Here is a 22340-nt window from a genome sequence, read left to right on the forward strand (position 1 = left end):
AACATGCAAGTAGGAATCGATAAGATGAGTTTTTTTGCGCCAAATTATTATCTTGATATGGTTGATTTAGCGCATGCACGTGGTGAAGATCCTGACAAATATTTAATTGGGATTGGACAGTCGGAACAAGCCGTGTTGCCACCAACCCAAGATGTGGTGACAATGGGGGCAAATGCAGCCGACCAAATGTTAACAGATGCTGATCGTGCAGACATTCAAGAAATTATTTTTGCAACTGAGTCAGGTATTGATCAATCAAAATCTGGGGCAGTCTATGTCCAAAAGTTACTCGGATTGAATCGGTATGCGCGGACGATTGAGCTTAAACAAGCATGCTATTCAGGAACTTATGGCTTAATGCAGGCGCGCGATTATGTGACATTACATCCAGAAGCTAAAGTATTAGTGATTGCTTCTGATGTTGCGCGTTATGGTTTAGAAACGGGAGGCGAGGTCACACAAGGTGCTGGCGCTGTGGCCATGTTAGTGACTGCTAATCCCCGTATTGCCACGTTGAATCAAGATAATGTGTTTATGTCTGATGACATTATGGATTTTTGGCGTCCTAATTATTCAACAACAGCAGTGGTGGATGGAAAATTTTCATCCAATGTTTATCGTGATTTCTTCAAGGAATTATGGGAACGCTATCAAGAACAGAACCAAAAGACACTGGTCGATTTTGAAGCCTTCGTTTTCCATTTGCCATTTACAAAAATGGGCTTAAAAGCTTTACGTGATGTTTTGCCGGAAGTTTCAGAGTCAAAACAAACGGCGTTAATGGACGCGTTTGAGGCAAGTCGGGTTTATAATAAAAAAATTGGTAATCTGTATACAGGTTCAGCTTATTTGAGCTTATTATCATTATTGCAAAATGACGCATCGTTACAGGCGGGGGATGATATCGCCTTGTTTTCATATGGTTCTGGGGCTGAAGGTGAAATTTTCTCATTAACCCTACAACCAAACTATCAAGATGTGTTATTAACTCAGCAATTACCTGACCTGTTTAAACAACGGGAAAAATTGTCAATTGCAGCGTATGAAGAAATGTTTAATGCTGGATTGACAAGTGGTCAGGATCGACAATTAGATATGACGCATGACTCAGCCAAATTTGTTTTGACTGGTTTGCAGGCGCAACAACGCCAATATCGCAAACAATAAATTTGAAACAAATGAAAATATTCGCTTTTGATTAGAAAGTCGATGTTTAGGATGCTGGTCCGTTCGTTTTTATGGTAAGATAAGAGCATCATATGTTGAGGAGAGAAACACGAATGACGAAAGTTTACTTGGCAGGACCTTTTTTTGATGCAGAACAAATCGAACGAATTGAGCGAATGGAACATGCATTGACTACCAATGACACAGTTACGAGCTTTTTCAGCCCACGTTCTGAAACAAATGACCAATTTGAAATGGGGACACCTGAATGGGCAGCAGCGACTTTTGAAGTCGATCGTAAAAATATCGATGCTGCTGATGTTGTCGTTGCTGTGATTGACTATGTTGATGAACATGTTGATCCTGGAACTGCCTGGGAAATTGGTTATGCAAATGCGAATCACAAGCCAGTGATTCTTGTTAAAGAAAAACCTAATGGTAGTGTTAACCTCATGATGGGAATTCCAGCCCATGCTGTGTTGCTGCACGTGTCAGATGTTGCAGCTTATGATTTTGATGACATGCCAACTTCTGAATGGACTGGCGATATGTTCTAAGCTTCCTTAAAACACCTTGATTGGTGTTTTTTTATTAGCTTTTTATAAAAATTAAGGTAATATAGAAGTATTAGGAATTGAGAAGGAATAGATTATGATGTTATTACGTAAAATCGGTCGGATTATCCAAATCTGGCTGACTAAATTTTGGATACCCTTGTCAATTACGGTGGTCCTTTTGACGATGGCGATTACCACAACCACCGTATTATTACATCGGGAACAGGTCACTGTGAAAATTAGTAATATTCCTGTCCATACAAAACGCGGAGTTAGTGCGCCTTCTGCCGGTGTGTTAAATCGGGGTGAGCATTTACAGATTTTAAAACGTGATAATGGTTGGTATCAAATTCGACGAGAAGATGAGTCTGAGGTATGGGTTGCTGGCTGGTTAGTTGAACGGACACAACCGTTGGATAAAATTACGCCGTTGTCAGAAGCAACCGTTGTCTTGGATCCGGGACATGGTGGTTCTGACGTTGGTGCCATTTCAAATGGTGGCGACTACGAAAAAAAGTACACATTAGAGCTTGGTCAGGCCGTACGCAAGGAACTTGAAAAACAAGGGACCCGGGTGATTATGACGCGTTCAACGGATAAATTAGTTGAATTAGCTGATATTCCGACTGTGGCTGAAAAGAATCAAGCTGATATGTTTATTTCATTCCACTTTGACTCATCCCCACAATCAAACTCTGCATCTGGTTTTACCACGTATTACTACCATGAAAATAATGGTTCTTTGGACTTAGCACGTGATGTAAACAAAGCGATTGCACCAAATATGCCAAAAGACATGCCAAATAAAGGGGAAGAATTTGGTGATTTCTTAGTAATTCGTGAAAATAGCGTACCAGCGATTTTGATGGAGAATGGTTATATTAATTCAAATAAGGATTTGAAACACATGAAATCAGAGGACTTCACGCAGCAGATAGCTCGTGATATTCCAGATGGGTTGCAAAGCTATTTGGCGCGCCAAAAGCAATAGTTGCGATTCAAGGATGTGACTTGACGCGTGGCGAGTTCTAAGCGATAATAAGAAAGAAATATTTGAACCGATGAGAAAGTTAATTTAAGCATTGAAACTAAAGCGAGCAGATGATGGTGTAAGATCTGTGTTTTGACTTAGAGGGACACTTTTTAGGTCACATGATGTGCGTGATTACCGCGTTAAGGTGAGAATTAGAACCAAACCAAGGTGGTACCGTGCATGAAATGCGCCCTTGATGACAGGATAAAACTGTTATCAAGGGTGCTTTTTTTTCGGTTCAGTCAAATTGAGAGGAATTATAATGGCCAAACAAACATTTCAAAAGCCAAAAGGCACAGCAGATTTATTACCAGGAGAATCACATAAATGGCATTTTGTAGAAGAAACTGCCCGTTTATTGTTCTCAGATTATCAATACCAAGAAATTCGGACGCCAATTTTTGAAAACTTTGATGTATTTGCCCGTTCAGCCGGTGATACATCAGATGTTGTGACAAAAGAGATGTATGATTTCCATGATAAAGGGGATCGTCATATTGCACTTCGTCCAGAAGGAACGGCAGGAGTTGTCCGTTCTTTCGTTGAAAATAAATTATTTGGGCCAGAATTCAGTAAGCCATACAAGGCATTTTATATTGGACCCATGTTCCGCTATGAGCGACCACAAGCTGGTCGTATGCGCCAATTCCATCAAATTGGGGTTGAGGCGATTGGTTCAGAATCACCAGCTCTAGATGCTGAAACAATTGCCATGGCGGTTGATTTCTTCCAAACCTTGGGGGTAGCAGACTTAAAGGTCACGATTAATTCTTTGGGTGATCAAGAATCACGCGAAAACTATCGTCAAGCATTGATTGATTATTTGACACCGTTTAAGGCTGAATTATCAGCAGATTCACAAGCGCGACTTGAAGCAAATCCATTACGTGTACTTGATTCAAAAGATGCCAAAGATCAAGAGTTTGTGGCTAATGCACCATCAATTTTGGATTTCTTAACACCAAGCGCTCAAACACATTGGGAAAAAGTGCAAGCTTATTTGGATGCCTTAGGGATTGATTATGAAATTGATGCCAACACGGTTCGTGGTTTGGATTATTATAACCACACCATTTTTGAAATTATGACCCAAAGCAAAGTGTTAGGTTCAGGTTGGACGACCATTGCTGGTGGAGGCCGTTACGGTGGTTTAGTTGAAGAATTTGGTGGTCCAGAATTACCAGGTGTTGGGTTTGGAATCGGCTTGGAACGTTTGATGTTGCTTTTGGGTGAAGCGGATGCGGTTTTGCCAGACGCACCTGCATTAGATATCTATGTTGCCAATCAAGGAGACGGAACTGATGTTGCAGCAATGCAAATGTTGCAAGCAGTCCGTTCATTTGGTTACAGCGCTGACCGTGATTACCAAGAACGTAAGTTAAAAGGGCAGTTTAAGGCGGCTGATCGTGAACAAGCTCATTACATGATTTTGATTGGTGAACGTGAATTAGAAGCGCAAACAGCAACGCTAAAGAACTTAGAAACTGGAAAAGAGCAACAAGTTAAGTTAACTGACTTATATACAGCATTACCAGATTATTTAGAATTTGAAGGCGAGGAATAAATAGATGAAACGTACAAATTATGCAGGTTTGATTGATGAGAGTTATGAAGGACAAACAGTTACCTTGGATGGTTGGGTGCAAAAGCGCCGTGATTTAGGTGGTTTGATTTTCATTGATTTGCGTGACCGTGAAGGGATTGTGCAACTAGCATTTTCAGACGAAATCTCAAAAGAAGCGTTAACTGTTGCCGAATCAATTCGTTCAGAATATGTGATTGAAGTGCAAGGTGTTGTTAAAGCCCGTACTGCTGGTGCTGAAAACGAAAATTTGCATTCAGGAAAGATTGAAGTGCAAGTAACACAAGTTGAAGTGCTGGCTGAAGCAAAAACGACGCCATTCTTAATTGAAGATGGTGTGGATGCTTCCGATGAAACGCGTTTGAAGTATCGTTATCTTGACTTGCGTCGCCCTGAAATGCAAGAAAACTTACGTGTTCGTTCAAAGATTACAGCAGCCACGCATGAGTTCTTAGATCAAGCAGGTTTCATCGATATTGAAACACCATATTTGGCTAAGTCAACGCCAGAAGGGGCTCGTGATTATTTGGTGCCTTCACGAATTTATCCAGGATCGTTCTATGCGTTACCACAATCACCACAATTGTTTAAGCAATTGTTAATGGGTGCCGGTTTTGATCGTTATTATCAAGTTGCGCGTGCTTTCCGTGATGAAGATTTGCGTGGTGATCGTCAACCTGAATTTACACAACTTGATATTGAAACATCATTCATGAATCAAGATGAAATTCGTGAATTAGTTGGTGAATGGGTCAAGGCCATTATGCAAAAAACGGTTAACTATGACTTGGATCCAACGACAATTCCGGTTTTGACATGGGAAGAATCAATGCGTCGTTTTGGAACGGATAAGCCTGACATGCGCTTTGATATGGAATTGCAAGACCTCTCAGATATGATGGCTGATTCAGCCTTTGGCGTCTTTTCAAATGCCATTGCAAATGGTGGCATGGTTAAAGCAATCGTTGTTCCAGGTGGTGCTGAAAAGTATTCACGTAAAGAGATTGATAAGTTAGGTAAGTATGTGGAGCGCTTTGGGGCTAAGGGCTTAGCTTGGTTGAAGATTACCGATGAAGGCATCACCGGACCAATTGCTAAATTCTTAACAGAACAAGCTGATGCATTGCTTGAAACGACAAAAGCACAAGCTGGAGATTTGATTTTGTTCGCGGCTGATCAAGCTAATGTCGTTAACCCAACCCTTGATGCATTGCGTCGTATGACCGCACAAACAATGGATTTGATTGATGATCAAAAGTGGGCATTTGCTTGGATTATTGATTGGCCACTCTTTGAATACCAACCAGAAGAAGATCGTTGGATTGCGGCCCACCATCCATTCACGATGCCAAATGAAGCTGATTTGCCTTTGATGGCAACAACTGAGGGTGCACATCAAGCACATGCACAATCATATGATTTGGTTTTGAATGGTTATGAATTAGGTTCAGGGTCAATTCGTATTCACCGTATGGATATTCAACAACAAATGTTGTCTGCCCTTGGTTTCACCCCTGAATCAGCGCAAGAAGCCTTTGGTTTCTTGCTTGAAGGTATGGAATATGGCTTCCCACCAATGGGTGGTATTGCCTTAGGTTTGGATCGTTTGGCCATGATTCTAGCAGGGCGTGACAATATTCGTGATGTGATTGCGTTCCCTAAGAATTCAAAGGCAACAGAACCAATGACGGATGCTCCAACCCTTGTATCAAAGGCACAAATTGAAACTGATTTGGGCCTAACAGCACCTGAATATGCGGATACTGATGCGCCAAATATGGCTGAAGAATAATTAATCAGGCATGAGGATAGGTAAAATAATATGACGCAGATAATGCTCTATTTTGATCGACATGAATTTGCAGCGCGCATCGTGGCAGCTGTGATTTATGCCCTAACTTCGGCAATTGCGATTAATTTCTTTTGGACGCCTGGTCACATTTATTCTTCAGGCTTTACTGGCTTGGCACAAATTGTGAATACGGTGGGGACACGCTTCTTTAATGTGGATTTACCAATTGGCTTGTTATTGATTATCTTAAATATTCCGATTCTGCTATTAGGCTATAAAAAGTTAGGTTATCGTTTTACAATGTTTACCGCTTTGGCGCTTATTTTAGCCGCATTAGCGATTCGGTTTGTCCCAGATCCACCAGCTAATTGGAGTAATGATTCATTACTTTTGGCAATTTTTGGTGGTGGGATTAACGGATTTGGAACCGGATTTGCGCTTAGAACCGGATTATCAACAGGTGGTTTAGATATTATTGGTATTGTCGTGCGTAAGAAGTTTGGTTTACGGATGGGTGCCGTTAATTTAACGTTTAACTTCTTTATTTTAATGGCCGCTGGTTACTTATTTGGACCTCAGTTTGCACTTTACACGGGGATTTCGTTAATTGTGAACGCCTTTATGATTGATAATGTGTATACGCGTCAACAAAAGTTACAAGTGATGATTGTGACAGAAAATCCTGATAAAGTGATTGATATGTTGCAACAAAATATTCGACGCGGGATTACGATTGTGCATGATGCTGAGGGTGGTTACAATCACCATCAAAAAGAAATCTTATTTACGGTTATCTCAGCTTATGAACGATATGACTTCCGTGATGCGTTAGAATTAGCAGATCCAAAAGCCTGGTCATCAACTTGGCGGATTGAACATACAATGGGTCGCTTCTACGAACCAAAACTTTAAAAAATATTGATTGACTTGTATCTTCATTCTGGTAGAATATATTTGAACAAAAGTGTGCGACATTAAAAGTTGAATTCTTCACACGGGAAGGGAGGGTAAACATTATGGCAAAGACTGTTGTTCGTAAGAATGAGTCTCTAGATGATGCTCTCCGTCGCTTTAAGCGTGGTGTATCAAAGGACGGTACTCTACAAGAATACCGTAAGCGTGAGTATTACATCAAGCCATCAGTACAACGTAAGTTGAAGGCTGAGGCTGCTCGTAAGCGTAAGAACAAGAAGGGACGTTAATTCGTTCTGGCCGGGCTACCTTTGGGTGGTCCGGCTTTTGTTATCTATAAAGGAAAAAGAGGGTAGGAACATGAGTTTAGTTGAACAATTAAATGCAGATATGAAAGCAGCCATGAAGGCAAAGGACAAGGAAACATTAAGTGTGATTCGAATGCTTAAAGCTGATTTGTCAAATGAACAAATTAAAGCGGGGCATGATCTGTCAGCGGATGAAGAATTGTCAGTTGTTTCACGCGAAATGAAGCAACACGTTGAAGAACGTGACTCATATGCCGATGCTGATCGTGAAGATTTGGTAGCTGATTTACAAGCACAAATTGAAGTTTTGAAGCGCTACATGCCAGAACAACTTTCAGAAGAAGAAGTCCGCGCCATCGTTCAAGAAACGATTCAAGCAGTTGGTGCTTCAAGTAAGGCTGATATGGGTAAAGTCATGGGTGCTTTGATGCCTAAGGTTAAAGGTAAGGCTGATGGTAAGATGATCAACCAACTAGTTCAAAGTGAATTAGCATAAGTTAGTTCATTTTTACGGGGATTTCATTCCCGATACATAGTTAAGTAAGGTATAATAAGTAATATAGATAAAAAAGAGGTTTAGATATTTGACAAAGTCGATTGAAAAACAGTATCAATTTGAGAATCCAGAACAAGAAATTGGTTTGGTCGGTCCCCAGGATGCGAACATTAAATTGCTTGAAGAAGGCATGCATGTCGTGATTAAGGGGATGGGTGAGCAATTATTGATTAGTGGTGATGAACAAGCGGTCGCGCAAACGCTTGCAGTCATTGATGAACTGTGTTTTTTAATTAAAAAGGGTGTGCGAATTGCACCAGCTGACGTGGTATCTGCCATGAATATGGTACAACGGGGCACTTTAGAATATTTTGCGGATATGTATACTGAAACCGTGATTCGCGATGCTAAAGGACGCTCAATCCGCGTTAAAAACTATAGCCAACGGGAATACGTAAATGCCATCAAACATCAAGATGTTGTGTTTGGGATTGGCCCAGCTGGAACTGGTAAAACTTACTTAGCGGTTGCAATGGCGGTGGCAGCGTTGAAGCGCGGCGATGTTGAACGCTTAGTCATTACCCGTCCTGCTGTTGAAGCTGGTGAAAGTTTAGGCTTTTTACCAGGTGATTTAAAAGAGAAGGTGGACCCCTATCTACGCCCAATTTATGATGCACTATTTGCCATTTTGGGTAAGGAACACACCAAACGCTTAATTGATCGTGAAGTGATTGAAATTGCGCCATTGGCTTACATGCGTGGTCGGACATTGGATAATGCGTTTATTATTTTGGATGAAGCGCAAAATACGACAACCCAGCAAATGAAAATGTTTTTAACGCGTTTAGGATTTGGTTCAAAAATGGTTGTGAATGGTGACCCATCACAAATTGATTTACCACCACGAGTTCGGTCGGGGCTTTTACAAGCACAGGATGTCTTGGCCGCTGTGAACCATATTGGCATGGTGACATTTAATGCCGGTGACGTTGTCCGTCATCCGGTTGTGGCCTCAATTGTTGCGGCGTATGATGCATTTGATGCTGAAAAAACAGAGAAGTAATGAGGGAAAAGAAATGGATTTAGCTTTAATTGATGAATCAAAGCCAGGGATGTCAGAGGAACATTTGACACTTGTAAAAAAGGTCCTTGATTATGCAGGGCAAGCATTAGGTTTACCTGATGATACAGAGATGTCAGTAACCTTCGTTAATAATGACGAAATTCAACGTTATAATCGTGAATATCGTGGTTTAGATAAACCAACCGATGTTATTTCATTTGCCATCGAAGATGATGACGATGATTTGCCACTTGTTATGGATGAGGAAATGGCGGAAGAAATTCCTAAGAATATTGGTGATTTGATTGTTTCAGTCGATAAAATCGGTGAACAAGCTGAATATCTTGAACATTCATGGGAACGCGAATTAGGCTTTTTGGTTGTTCATGGTTTCTTACACCTAAATGGTTATGACCATATGCGCAGTGAAGCCGATGAAAAAGAAATGTTTGATTTACAACGTCAAATTTTAGATGATTATGGACTCACAAGATAAGCGGCGAGATGACCAGCATCAGGTCACTAAAAATAGTCATTTCTTACAAGCTTTACACCATGCTTTAGATGGAATTGGTGAGGTATTAGTTCGCGAACGTAATATGCGCTTTCACATTTTTGCGGCAGTGCTGGTATTATTATTCGGTTTATACCTAGGCATTGGTCGTTCTGATTGGATTTGGATCACGATTGCTGTGGCCATGGTCATTATGTCTGAATTTGTGAATACAATGGTTGAAGCAATTGTGGATTTAATTGTGGCCGATACGTACCACCCCTTAGCTAAAGTTGCCAAAGACGTTGCGGCTGGTGGTGTGTTAGTTGCGGTTGGGACGGCAGTTGTTATTGGTGGATTGATTTTTTATCCCTATATTTTTTAAACGCACGAGAGAAGAGGAAAGTAAAGTATGTCTGAAGACTTTAAGTCAGGATTTGTTGCGATTGTTGGGCGTCCCAATGTTGGGAAGTCAACGTTGTTAAACAAAATGATTGGTGAAAAAATTGCGATTATGTCACCAAAAGCACAAACAACGCGTAACAAAATTCAAGGAATTTATACCACGGATGATGGGCAAATTGTGTTTATTGACACACCTGGAATTCACAAGCCTCAAAATGGTTTGGGTGATTTCATGATGAAAACTGCAACATCAGCTTTGCAAGAATCAGATATCATTTGGTTCGTTGTGAATGCCGATGAGCCACGTGGTGGTGGGGATGATTTTATTATTAATCGTCTAAAAGATGTTAAGACACCGGTTTACTTGGTGATTAACAAAGTTGATTTGATTCAACCTGAAGAAGTATTGCCAATGATTGCTGATTATCAAGCGCAATTAGACTTCGCTGAAATTTTCCCGATTTCAGCACGAACGGGTGAAAACGTGCAAGACTTGATTGATAACACGATGGACCAATTAGAAGCTGGCCCACAGTATTATCCTGAAGATCAAATTACAGATCATCCAGAACGCTTTATTATGGGTGAATTAATTCGTGAAAAAGTCCTACAATTGACGCGTCAAGAAGTACCACATTCAGTCGCTGTGGTCATTGATAATATTGCGCGTGAAGCGAATGAAAAATTGCATGTTCAAGCAACGATTGTTGTGGAACGTCCGAGCCAAAAGAATATCATTATTGGTAAGGGTGGTAGCATGATTAAAGAAATCGGAACGCGAGCACGTAAAGATATCGAACGCCTATTGGGAAACAAGGTCTATCTTGAGCTTTGGGTTAAGGTTGAAGAGCGCTGGCGTGATAAGCCACAAGCCTTACAATCATACGGCTATCAAGAAGATGTTGATGTTTAATTAACAAGCTGAAAATGGTGAGAGAAATCGTTGCATTTTAAGACGGTTTCTTTTTCTTTATCGTTAAGTAGGAGGAGTGATATGCCAAATATTTTTCACGGAATTGTGATGTATCAACGTCCGCATAAAGAGCAAGACTTAATGGTTAAAATATTGACTAAAGAATTTGGTAAGCGTATGTTTTATATTCGCCATGGAAAATCGAAACGCTATCAATACGCCGCTGAGATGCAACCACTAACCATGGCAACCTATGAGGGGACCATTAATCGAAGCGGACTAAGTTTTATTAATGATGTTAAAAAAAGTGAACTGCCACGCCTTTTTTTAGCAGATGTGGAAGCCAATGCTTATATGACTTATATCTTAGGTTTGATTGATGCCGCTTATGTGGATAATCAACCGTTGGAAAAATGGTTTGACACAGCTGAATTGGCTGAGCAAAAAATGCGCGATGGTTTTGATGCGCAAGTATTAGCAAATTATTTTGAAATTCATCTTTTACCAGATTTTGGTATTCATATGGAATGGCAGCAATGTGTCGTTTGTGGTAATGACCAAGGTCCAATGGACTTTTCAGAACATTATCAAGGTGTCTTATGTCAAAAGCATTGGCATGAAGATGAATATCGTATGCACTTAGACCCAAAAGCGCTCTTTATTCTACAAAAACTGGATCGGGTAGATTTAACGCAAATCAAAACCTTAACAATTAAATCAGAAACAAAGCAAGAGTTGAAACGTGTCTTGGATCGAATCTATCAAGAACAAGTCGGGGTCCAATTACGTGCAAAATCATTCATTCAAGAATTACATCAATGGGACCAGCGATTGCAACAACGGGGACAGAAAAGTGATGGAAGCGATTGACCTTTAAACTAGGTACGAGTAAAATAACAGATATGATATTGATGACAGAATAGTTATAAATGGCTGACCAGCAAGTTATCGTTGATGGAAGGATAACCAGTACATTTATAAGGGGCGCTGTCGGAATCACTAACAATTAAAATGAAGCTGCCAAGGGTTGCCTTGGAAGTAGGGTGGAACCGCGATTCTATCGTCCCTACATCAATTGTCAAACGATTGGTGTAGGCTTTTTTTATGCACAAAAACAGAAAGGAATCAGGCATGACTGAAAAGTTAAGTGTACAAGACATTATTTTGACGTTACAAAAATTTTGGGCGGATCAAGGCGCAATGTTAATGGAGGCGTATGATACAGAAAAAGGGGCCGGAACAATGAGCCCTTATACTTTCTTACGTGCGAATGGTCCAGAACCTTGGCATGCGGCATATGTGGAACCTTCACGTCGTCCAGCTGATGGACGTTATGGGGACAATCCAAACCGTCTTTATCAACACCATCAATTCCAAGTGGTGATGAAGCCATCTCCTGATAACATTCAAGAGCTTTATTTGGCTTCATTGGAAGCCTTAGGGATTAATCCACTTGAGCATGATATTCGTTTCGTTGAAGATAACTGGGAAAACCCTTCAATGGGTGCCGCTGGAATTGGTTGGGAAATTTGGCTTGATGGAATGGAAGTGACACAATTTACCTACTTCCAACAAGTTGGAGGTATCCCCGTTGATGCGGTAACTTCTGAAATTACTTATGGTCTAGAACGTTTGGCATCATACATTCAAGATGTCCCAACGGTTTATGATTTGGAATGGGGAAATGGTGTGCTTTACGGAGACATCTTCAAAGAACCTGAATTTGAACACTCAACGTATTCATTTGATGAATCAGATTCTGAGATGTTATTACGTCACTTTGGTGAATATGAAGCCGAAGCTAAACGTGCCTTGGCTGCAAATTTGGTACACCCAGCCTATGACTACATTTTAAAGTCATCACATACCTTTAATTTGCTAGATGCACGTGGCGTTGTTTCTGTTACAGAACGTGCGAAGTATCTAAGCCGAATTCGTAAGATGGCACATCAAGTGGCACAAGAGTTTGTGGACGAGCGTAAGAAGCTTGGTTTCCCTTTGTTAAAGGATGAAGCTTTACGCGAAGCCTACTTACCTGCAGATAAGGAGGAAAACTAACATGGCAAATTATTTACTTGAAATTGGCTTAGAAGAAATGCCAGCGCATTTGGTTACGCCAGCAATTAACCAATTGGTTGAACGTGTGGAGACTTTCTTAAATGAACAACATTTAACACATGGTGCTCTCAAGCCATTTTCAACGCCACGTCGTTTGGCCGTCTTGGTTGAAGATATTGCACAAAAAGCAGATGACTTGGAAGAAGAAGTCAAAGGTCCAGCTAAAAAGGCAGCCTTAGATGCTGATGGTAACTATACGAAAGCGGCGCAAGGATTTGTGCGTGGACAAGGTTTAACCACAGATGACATCACTTTTAAAGAATCTAAGGGTAACGAGTATATCTTTGTGACCAAGTTTGAAGCTGGTAAGCCAGCTGCTGAAGTGTTGACAGCAATGAATAGTGTTGTTGAAAGCATGACTTTCCCAACAACAATGCGTTGGGGTCGTCATAATTTCGAATATGTGCGCCCAATTCGTTGGATGGTATCATTACTTGATAGTGAGATCGTGCCATTTAATGTGTTAGATGTTGCAACTGGTCGCACATCACGTGGACACCGTTTCTTGGGACATGATGTTGAAATCATGGATGCAACAGACTATGCGACAACTTTACAAAGTGTTTATGTACAAGCCGACGCACAAGCCCGTAAGGAAGCCATTGAATCACAAATTGCAAAAATTGCCGCTCAAAATGATTGGCAAGTGGCACCAGACGCAGATTTGCTTGAAGAAGTGAATAACCTTGTTGAATACCCAACTGCCTTTGCTGGAAATTATGACGAAAAGTATTTGTCATTGCCAGATGAAGTGTTGATTACCTCAATGAAGGAACATCAACGTTTCTTCCACGTAACGGATGCAAATGGGGCTTTGTTGCCACACTTCATTTCAGTACGTAATGGAAATGATCAACATTTGGATAATGTGATTGCGGGAAATGAAAAAGTTTTGGTCGCGCGCCTAGAAGATGCGCTATTCTTCTATGAAGAAGATCAAAAGCATGATATTGATTTTTACAATGATAAGTTGAAGCTTGTGTCATTCCATGCCAAGTTGGGGTCAGTTTATGACCATACCCGTCGTGCGAAGGCGCTCGCACATTTGATTGCCAATGAGTTGGCTTTGAATGAGCAAGACCAAACATTACTTGACCGTGCGGGATCAATTTATAAGTTCGACTTGATGACTGGCATGGTTGGTGAATTTGATGAATTGCAAGGTATCATGGGTGAAAAGTATGCGCTAATCTTCGGTGAAGATGCTGCGGTTGCACAAGCCATCCGTGAACACTACATGCCAATTAATGCGGGTGGTGAGTTACCAGCTAGCGAACTAGGTAAGATTCTTGCTTTGGCAGATAAGTTGGATACAATTTTGTCATTCTTTGCAGGCGACATGGTCCCTTCAGGGTCAAATGATCCGTATGCATTACGTCGTGCGGCCTCAGGAATTGTGAATATTTTAGTTGCCAATAATTGGAACTTGAATATTGATGCGCTTTTGAATCGATTCATTGCTGATATGGCCGAGCAAAAGGATGCTTTGGGCTTGCCAGAAGCGGTTGCTGCAAAGCTAACAGCCAGTGTATCTGATGTTGTTGCCTTTTTGACTGACCGTGTTGTCAAAGAAATGAGCGACGAACATATGCGTCATGATGTGATTGAAGCGGTAACTCAAAATCATTTCACAAGTGCTGTGCAAATGTTTGTGTCAGCCCATGCGGTATTAGCTCACATGGACGACGCTGATTTCCGTAATGGTGTTGAAGGTTTGACCCGTATCGAGCGTTTGACTAAGAAGAATGCAACTGATGCGCAAGTTGACGCAAGCTTGTTCGAAAATGATGCTGAAAAAGCATTGTATGAGGCAGTTGGACCACTTTCTGAGTTAACAACAACTGAAGATGAATTGGTTGCGTTGCTCGCATTGGCGCCAAAGATTGATGCTTACTTTGATCAAACAATGGTTATGGTTGATGATGATGCTGTTAAACAAAACCGTTTGGCAACACTACATGCAGTTGCCAAAGAGGCTGCGCATGTGGCAAACTTCATGAAACTTGATGTTAAAAGCCGTTAAAATATAAATCTGTAAGAAAACTGTTTCCAAGTCTGGAGACAGTTTTTTTATTTCACATTCTGATGATATTTGTTTAAAATCCCTCTTGAAATAGTTGAATAAACCAGTTAAAATGTTTCTTATGTTATCTAACTGTTACACAATAGTAATAATTAATAACAAATTAGCAGTGTTGTGGTCAGTGTGGATAACAAAATAATTTATATTTGGGAGATATTGATTATGAAATTTGATGCAGGGCAGACAGGACCCGGTAATTTGCACTATAATTTTAATAAATTAAAAGAAAATGGTTTACAGGTGATGACATCTTCGTTTGAGAAAATGCAAGACCAATCACTTACGGGAAAAGCCATTGAAGGAAATGCATAAATTTAAAAACTACTGGTATTTATTTTAAATATGAGTAGTTTTTTTAGTCTCATGAATGTCAAATTTTAAGGGTAAAGAAAAAATTATCCTGAATGGCCTAAAAATCGCCAAATATGATTTGTTAATTAAAGTATTATCTGTATAATAATCTTGTTAGGAATAATTGTGGAGATTCCTTGTGCCATTTGTAGAAAGATGAGTTTTAAATTGGAAGTAAGTATTGGTTATTGGATTGGCTTTTTCGTGTTCGTTATGATCATGTTGGCCTTAGACTTGGGTGTGTTTCATAAGGACAATGAGGAACCAAGCGTTAAATCTTCATTGCTATGGAGTGCCTTTTGGATTGCATTAGCGTTTATTTTTGCTGGTGGGGTTTGGTACTTTGGTGGGCGTGCCCATGCGGTTGACTTTATAACTGCATACCTATTAGAAAAGTCGTTAAGTATTGATAATTTGTTTATTTTTATTTTGGTGTTCAGTTACTTTAAAATTGCACCAAAATATCAACATCGCATTTTATTTTGGGGTGTCTTCGGGGCGCTGGTGATGCGTGTTATCTTCATTTTTGGTGGGGCTGCTTTGCTGCATCAATTCGAATGGTTGATGTACCTATTTGGTGCCTTCCTTGTTTACACAGGCGTTAAGATGCTCTTTGAAAAGGAAGAAGACAACGATCTAAATGATAGTGCGATTATCAAGTTGTTCCGAAAAGTGTTGCCGTTGAAAGAAGATGTTGAAGAACCCCATTTTGTGGTTCGTGAAAATGGGAAGCGCTATGCGACACAATTTTTACTAGCGCTTTTGTTCATCGAAGCCTCAGACTTATTGTTTGCGGTTGATTCAATCCCAGCTGTTTTGGCGGTGACGCAGGATACATTTATTGTGGTCACATCAAATATCTTTGCCATTATGGGATTGCGTTCACTTTACTTCGCATTGGCAAGTATTTTGCCAATGTTTAGATACATTAAATACGCTTTGGCTGGTATTTTGGCCTTTATCGGGGCAAAAATGATTATCAATGAAGGTAGCAAGATGCTTGGCGGCTCATTTGAAATTTCAAATATGGTTTCATTGAGTGTGATTGTTGGATTATTGACAATTTCAATTGTGGCATCGGTAATTGTTTCACGTCGCGAACAAAAACAAATTTAATGCTGAAAGCACTCACATGTTGTGGGTGCTTTTTGTTATACACATCACATAATCTGATGTGTGGGGACGACTTTATGCTATAATAGAGCCTGTATACACGAGAAAAAAGAAATGAGGACAAAGCGAATGTTGAAGAAAATGTTATTTGGAACATATACAAAACGCACATCAAAAGGAATTTATCAGGCTGATTTTGACACTGAAACTGGTGCCATTTCAGACGTTGAATTATTAGCTGAAGTTGGTTCACCAACTTACCTAGCACTTAGTGATGCCAATGTCCTCTATGCTGTTGATAAGCAAGATGGACAAGGGGGCATTGCCGTTTATGATTACGACGGAAATCAAGCAACATTGAAGCAAGAAGTGATTGCTGATGGTGCTTCTCCCGCTTATGTTGCCGTTGATGAGGCGCGCCAATTGCTTTACACAGCTAATTATCATAAAGGAACGGTTGAAGTTTACAGCATTGCTGCCGATGGCACATTGACACAAACTGATGCCTTCCAAGCTGAAGGATCAGGACCACGTCCAGAACAAGATGGCCCACATATGCACTTTGCTAATTTGACACCAGATAACCGCTTGGTTGCGGTCGACCTTGGTAGTGATAAAGTTTATACGTTTGATGTTTCTGAAGCAGGCAAATTAAGTGAAGCAGCTGTCTTTGAAACAGAAGTTGGTTTTGGCCCACGTCATATCCGCTTCAGTAATGACGGTAAGGTTGCCTATTTGCTCGGTGAATTGTCATCACAATTGTCAGTGCTTGATTATGATGCGACGACTGGTCGCTTTAGCCTTCGCGAAACTGTATCAACTAAGCCTGAAGATTGGACTGAACACAACGGAGCAGCTGCAATTTATCTATCAAACGATGGTCGTTTTGTTTACACATCAAATCGTGGACACAATTCATTGGCCGTCTTTAAGTTGGCAGATGACGGTTCAATTGCCGAACGCGTTCAATTAATTTCAACTGAGGGTGATTTCCCACGTGACTTTGCTTTGTCACCAGATGAAAACTTTGTGATTGCAACGAATCAAAACACTGACAATGCAACGGTATACCAACGTGATGCACAAACAGGTTTGTTGACTTTGCAAACAAAGGATATTGCAGTTTCAGAACCTGTTCGTCTTACTTTTGTAAAATAAAAAATTTAGGAGCTTTTTAAATGGATGTCAAACATGACCAGAATAAATCATGGTTTTATCGCTGGTTTTTAAATAATAAAACAGTGACCACGCTCCTGGTTATCTTACTGCTCTTATTAATTGTCTTTATGGTGTCAAAGGTAAGCTTTATTTTTGCACCGTTTAAGGTCATTTTTTCAGCGGTTGGGGCACCATTAATGATTGCGGGTGTGTTTTATTACTTTTTAAATCCAGTTGTTGACCTGATTGAACGTAAATTAAATGTGAAAAGAACCATCATTATTCTATGTTTCTTTTTAGCATTATTAGCGCTATTGATTTGGGGCTTAGCTGTATTTATCCCTTGGTTTGGGGAACAAATCCGGAGTTTTGTGAGCCATGTACCTGGTTACTGGCATAGTTTTACCCAAATCTCGGACGAATTACTTAAGGATAATAAATATCCACAGGTAAACGCTTTTGTCACTGAATTAAATGATAGTTTGGGTAATTGGTTCTCAACATCTTCTAGTGAATATGCAAAGCAAAGTATTAATAGTGTTTCAAGTATCCTCGGCTCAATTACCAAGATTGGGATTAGCCTTGTAACATTTCCGGTGATGTTGTTTTATATGCTAAAGGATGGTCATCGTCTGCCAGTATATCTCACAAGCTTTTTACCTAAAAAGGCACAACCTTCATTCCGCGAAACGTTAACTGACATTAATCGTCAAATTGCAAATTACATTCGTGGACAACTTTCAGTGGCTTTCGCCGTTATGATTATGTTTGGTATTGGCTTTACGATTATTGGCTTACCATATGGTTTATTCTTAGCTGTGCTGGCGGGATTGTTTAATTTGATTCCTTACATTGGGTCATTTTTGGCGATGCTACCTGCTTTAGCGGTGGCCTTATCAGTATCACCGGTCTTATTCGTGCAAGCTGTGTTGGTTTTCGCAGTCGAACAGGTGCTAGAAGGACATGTGATTTCACCAAAGTTGTTGGGGGATTCATTGGAAATTTATCCAGTAACCGTACTGGTTGTTTTGTTGTCAGCTGGAAATTTGTTTGGTTTGCCAGGTGTGATTTTAGGAATTCCAGGTTATGCGGTCATGAAGGTCTTACTTACAAAGTTGTATCAATGGTGGCGTAAGGTTTCAGGTCTCTATGAAGAGGATGAAATTAGAGCCGTTGAATTACAACCGCAAGTGGATCAAACATCAACCGAATAGGTTAAAGGGTTTAATAAGATTTTAAATTATAGCACGGACAGGTTTCTGTTCGTGCTATAATTTTTTGATTACAGTCTAAAATAGGAGAACTGAAACATGTCTACGAATTATATTGTTTTATTTGAACCGTTAATGCCGTCTAATACCGGAAATATTGCCCGCACAGCAACTGGAACGAACACGAAGTTGCATTTAATTGAACCATTGGGCTTTGAATTGGATGACAAGCATGTTAAACGTGCCGGATTAGATTATTGGGATACAGTTGATTTAGAAATCCATCCGAATTTACCAGCATTTATGGATTCATTAACTGAAACAGATGAATTGTTCTTAATTTCTAAGTTTGCGCCACGGGCTTATCATCAAGCCGATTATACAAATCCAGATCATGATTATTATTTCCTTTTTGGAAAAGAAACAACTGGTTTACCGGAACCCTTTATGCGTAAGCATGAGCAGGCAGCGTTACGTATTCCGCAAAATGATGACCACATTCGCTCGCTAAATTTGGCGAATACGGCTGCAATTGTGGTTTATGAGGCTTTGAGACAACAAAGTTTTAAAGGTCTCGACTTAACGTTTGATTATGATTATGATAAATTGAAATAAATGTCGTTAAAAGAAGTTAGTAGGAGGCAGTATGGCTGAGATAAAAAAGGGCCGGCCGACAACAACAGCAAAAAAACAAACAAGCAAAACACCAACAGCAAAAAAGCCAACAAGCAAAACAACTACCACTAACAAAAAGGGCCCTGCTAAAAAAGGACCTGCTAAAAAGAAGGGCACGTCATGGTGGCAACAACATTGGCCACAATTATTGGCGCTCGTTTTCTTGGTACTGAGTGTACTGGCTATTTTCAGAATTGGTTTATTAGGCGTCTACTTTGCCAATGCCGTTAGATGGTTGATTGGTGGTAGTTATCAACTCTTTTTAGTTTGTTTCTTATTGATGCTCTTAGTTGTCGTCGCATATAATCAATGGCCTAAAAAAATAAAAACAAATCATTATATCGGATTTACTTTGCTTTATATGGGGATTGCATTGGCTGGATCAATTGTGTTGTTTTCAAAAATGAATGCCCATTCAAATTTGATGGGCATGGTCAGTCAGTATATTGCGCAAGATGTGAATAATCGCGCAGTCTCAACACCAGTTGGTGGGGGGATGATTGGTGCCATTCTTTATCAAGGCATTTATGTCTTAATGGGAAACTTTGGCGCTTGGCTGATCGATGTCTTACTTATTGCAGGTGGACTCGTCATGCTCTTGAATATTTCATTAAAAGAAGTTTTTGATAACTTCTTTCATTTGGCTGAAGGCACTGGTGACTATGTCCAAGACAAAGCCACTGAAGTTCATGAAAATGTCACAGAAAAAGTCTCTGACTTTAAAGTAAGACAAAGAAAACCAATGTCAGATGTCTTTCGGGATGATCCATTTGGGGCACCGACCGCGGAAGAGCAAAAGCAACAGTTGCCAGATGCATCGGCAACTGAAGCAATCAATTTAGCGCAAGCAGCGGTTAACGCGGACCCATTACAGGCAAGTAGTACTGAGTTTAAAATGCCTGAAATTGTGGCACCAACTGCCCGCCATGCGCAAGATACGGCAAGTAGTGCGGTCGCACCAAATACAGTGATTGATGAGAAAACCACAGCGAGTGTAACCCAAGCACCAAACGCAAAGCTTAACGATCAAACAGCGGCAAGTGTGACTCAAACACCAAAGCATCATGATCAAACAAGGGCAAGCGTGGTTCAAGCACCGGATATTCCATTGCCAACGGATGATGATGCCCCAATAGAAGCGTATGTCTCTGATCCTGATTTTGATGCTGATCGCATTGTGCAACAAGCAGACGCACAAATTGCGCCAGTTACTTTTGGTGAAGAGTTGCCTGAAGAGGATTTCTCAGATGCACCTTTGACTCATGCGGATGTGATTGGACATAATGATGCGGCAACAAATCCTAAGACAACGCCACATCAAAATAATGTTGGACATGTTGAGCCGTCGACAAAATCAGAACCAACCGCTGATGTTGATGCGAGTGGTTTGGGGACCGTGATTGATGATGCCCATTATCAACTTCCTTCAACTGATTTGTTGACTGAAATTGGTTCAACCGACCAAACGGCGGAACGTGATGCTTTGAATGAAAAAGCCTTAATTTTGCATGAAACGCTGAAAAGTTTTCATATTAACGCAACCGTTGAAAAGGTTGTCTTAGGACCGACGGTGACGCAATATGAAATTAAACCCGCTGTTGGGGTGAAGGTTTCAAAAATTCAAAACTTGGCCGATGATTTGGCCCTATCACTTTCAGCTAAATCGTTACGTATTGAAGCGCCAATTCCGGGTAAGAATGTTGTCGGAATTGAAGTGGCCAATGATCAACAAGCAACGGTTGGCTTTAAAGACATGGTCGAAGAAGCTGAAATTGATACGGAACATCCTTTGACTGTGCCAATTGGTCGTGGTGTGACAAGTGGCGTTGTGAAGATGGACTTAACGAAGATGCCACATTTGTTGATTGCTGGATCAACTGGTTCAGGTAAATCTGTGGCGATTAATGGTATTCTGGCCTCGATTCTCTTGCAAGCAAAGCCAAGTCAAGTGCGTTTGATGTTAGTTGATCCAAAGAAGGTGGAATTGTCAGTTTATAACGATATTCCACATTTGATTACGCCAGTTGTGTCAGACCCTAAGAAGGCATCACTTGGTTTGAAAAAAGTGGTTGCAGAAATGGACCGTCGTTTCAAACTGCTTGCCGATGAAGGTGTACGTAATATGGAAGGGTATAACCGTTATGTTGAAAAGCAAAACGCGAAGGACCCTTCAACGCAATTGCAAAAGATGCCATATCTAGTTGTAATTATTGATGAATTGGCTGATTTGATGATGACTTCATCTGTTTCAGGTGATGTTGAAAATTCAATTGTGCGAATTGCGCAATTGGGTCGTGCGGCGGGAATTCATATGATTGTTGCCACACAACGTCCTTCTGTTGATATTATTACAGGATTGATTAAAGCCAATGTGCCTTCTCGAATGGCCTTTGCCGTGTCATCTGGAGTGGATTCACGTACAATTTTGGACCAAAACGGGGCCGAAAAGCTCTTAGGTCGTGGTGATATGTTGTTTGCACCAATTGGTTCAAATGGACCGCAACGTGTGCAAGGTGCCTTTATTTCTGATGAAGATGTTGAAAATTTGACAGATTTCATTAAGGAACAAAGTGAGGCACAATATGATGAGAGTATGACGGTTTCCGATGCTGAAGTGCAATCACTTGATCAAAATGGTGGTGCGGATGAATTGGATGAACTTTGGGATGAGGTCTTAGAATTTGTCTTACGGGCAAATGGGGCCTCAACCTCTTCTATTCAACGTCATTTCAAGATTGGTTATAATCGTGCCGGTCGTATGATTGATGATATGTCGGATCGTGGTTTGATTGGACCACAGAATGGTTCTAAACCGCGTGAAATTAATTTTACAGCAGACATGTTACCATCATTGAAACGATCAACGCCAAATCAAAATTAACTCAGACGGACGTCATGCCCTTTGCGCAT

At 40.5% G+C, this 22340-nt stretch carries 21 protein-coding genes; all 21 read left to right on the forward strand.

What is annotated here, in order from left to right; genetic code table 11:
* The first annotated feature begins 3 nt into the window (after window positions 1-3).
* The 21 genes from IV67_RS07365 (at window position 4) to IV67_RS07460 (ending at window position 22311) form a co-directional block, all read left to right on the forward strand.
* Window positions 4-1167 (forward strand): hydroxymethylglutaryl-CoA synthase, encoded by a 1164-nt coding sequence (locus tag IV67_RS07365; RefSeq protein WP_057788588.1) that lies wholly within the window; start codon window positions 4-6, stop codon window positions 1165-1167.
* A 113-nt stretch (window positions 1168-1280) separates the two neighbouring features.
* Window positions 1281-1724: a nucleoside 2-deoxyribosyltransferase gene (locus IV67_RS07370; protein WP_057788590.1), complete on the forward strand. Its 444-nt coding sequence runs from the start codon at window positions 1281-1283 to the stop codon at window positions 1722-1724.
* 94 nt (window positions 1725-1818) lie between these two features.
* A complete protein-coding gene (locus IV67_RS07375) occupies window positions 1819-2715 on the forward strand; it encodes an N-acetylmuramoyl-L-alanine amidase family protein (RefSeq protein ID WP_236698271.1) in 897 nt (298 codons plus the stop codon).
* Between the two features lie 304 nt (window positions 2716-3019).
* On the forward strand, window positions 3020-4321 hold the full coding sequence (hisS, locus tag IV67_RS07380) for a histidine--tRNA ligase (RefSeq protein WP_057788592.1): 1302 nt from the start codon (window positions 3020-3022) through the stop codon (window positions 4319-4321).
* Between the two features lie 4 nt (window positions 4322-4325).
* Entirely contained in the window at window positions 4326-6131 is a 1806-nt protein-coding gene (gene aspS, locus IV67_RS07385; protein ID WP_057788593.1) for an aspartate--tRNA ligase, read from the forward strand.
* Window positions 6132-6161: 30 nt separating this feature from the next.
* On the forward strand, window positions 6162-7043 hold the full coding sequence (locus IV67_RS07390; protein ID WP_057788595.1) for a YitT family protein: 882 nt from the start codon (window positions 6162-6164) through the stop codon (window positions 7041-7043).
* Window positions 7044-7147: 104 nt separating this feature from the next.
* On the forward strand, window positions 7148-7333 hold the full coding sequence (gene rpsU / locus IV67_RS07395) for a 30S ribosomal protein S21 (protein WP_042493485.1): 186 nt from the start codon (window positions 7148-7150) through the stop codon (window positions 7331-7333).
* 70 nt (window positions 7334-7403) lie between these two features.
* Complete coding sequence (locus IV67_RS07400; protein ID WP_057788597.1) at window positions 7404-7847, forward strand: GatB/YqeY domain-containing protein; 444 nt, start codon at window positions 7404-7406, stop codon at window positions 7845-7847.
* Window positions 7848-7935: 88 nt separating this feature from the next.
* Window positions 7936-8910 carry a PhoH family protein gene (locus tag IV67_RS07405; protein WP_057788599.1) on the forward strand — a complete coding sequence of 325 codons (975 nt, stop codon included), beginning with the start codon at window positions 7936-7938 and terminating at the stop codon, window positions 8908-8910.
* A 13-nt stretch (window positions 8911-8923) separates the two neighbouring features.
* The gene (gene ybeY / locus IV67_RS07410) at window positions 8924-9406 is read left to right on the forward strand and encodes an rRNA maturation RNase YbeY (protein WP_057788600.1); all 483 of its coding nucleotides are present in this window, start codon (window positions 8924-8926) and stop codon (window positions 9404-9406) included.
* Complete coding sequence (locus IV67_RS07415; protein ID WP_057788602.1) at window positions 9384-9788, forward strand: diacylglycerol kinase family protein; 405 nt, start codon at window positions 9384-9386, stop codon at window positions 9786-9788. The genes ybeY and IV67_RS07415 overlap by 23 nt, the downstream gene beginning before the upstream one ends.
* Window positions 9789-9815: 27 nt before the next feature.
* A complete protein-coding gene (era, locus tag IV67_RS07420) occupies window positions 9816-10721 on the forward strand; it encodes a GTPase Era (RefSeq protein WP_057788605.1) in 906 nt (301 codons plus the stop codon).
* Between the two features lie 81 nt (window positions 10722-10802).
* Window positions 10803-11591, forward strand: a complete 789-nt coding sequence (recO, locus tag IV67_RS07425; RefSeq protein WP_057788607.1) for a DNA repair protein RecO — start codon at window positions 10803-10805, stop codon at window positions 11589-11591.
* A gap of 261 nt (window positions 11592-11852) precedes the next feature.
* A complete protein-coding gene (glyQ, locus tag IV67_RS07430) occupies window positions 11853-12779 on the forward strand; it encodes a glycine--tRNA ligase subunit alpha (RefSeq protein WP_057788609.1) in 927 nt (308 codons plus the stop codon).
* Between the two features lies 1 nt (window position 12780).
* Window positions 12781-14862: a glycine--tRNA ligase subunit beta gene (glyS, locus tag IV67_RS07435; protein ID WP_057788611.1), complete on the forward strand. Its 2082-nt coding sequence runs from the start codon at window positions 12781-12783 to the stop codon at window positions 14860-14862.
* Window positions 14863-15084: 222 nt separating this feature from the next.
* Window positions 15085-15234, forward strand: a complete 150-nt coding sequence (locus IV67_RS09310) for a hypothetical protein (RefSeq protein ID WP_157050314.1) — start codon at window positions 15085-15087, stop codon at window positions 15232-15234.
* 207 nt (window positions 15235-15441) lie between these two features.
* Window positions 15442-16389 carry a TerC family protein gene (locus IV67_RS07440; protein ID WP_057788654.1) on the forward strand — a complete coding sequence of 316 codons (948 nt, stop codon included), beginning with the start codon at window positions 15442-15444 and terminating at the stop codon, window positions 16387-16389.
* 126 nt (window positions 16390-16515) lie between these two features.
* Entirely contained in the window at window positions 16516-17544 is a 1029-nt protein-coding gene (locus tag IV67_RS07445) for a lactonase family protein (protein ID WP_057788613.1), read from the forward strand.
* A 20-nt stretch (window positions 17545-17564) separates the two neighbouring features.
* The gene (locus IV67_RS07450) at window positions 17565-18758 is read left to right on the forward strand and encodes an AI-2E family transporter (protein ID WP_057788615.1); all 1194 of its coding nucleotides are present in this window, start codon (window positions 17565-17567) and stop codon (window positions 18756-18758) included.
* A 96-nt stretch (window positions 18759-18854) separates the two neighbouring features.
* Window positions 18855-19370, forward strand: coding sequence for a tRNA (cytidine(34)-2'-O)-methyltransferase (locus IV67_RS07455; RefSeq protein ID WP_057788617.1), 516 nt, complete (start codon window positions 18855-18857; stop codon window positions 19368-19370).
* Window positions 19371-19401: 31 nt separating this feature from the next.
* Window positions 19402-22311, forward strand: a complete 2910-nt coding sequence (locus IV67_RS07460) for an FtsK/SpoIIIE family DNA translocase (protein ID WP_083486707.1) — start codon at window positions 19402-19404, stop codon at window positions 22309-22311.
* Window positions 22312-22340: the final 29 nt, after the last annotated feature.

It is taken from the genome of Weissella minor, assembly GCF_001437425.1.
Taxonomy (GTDB): Bacteria; Bacillota; Bacilli; order Lactobacillales; family Lactobacillaceae; genus Weissella; species Weissella minor.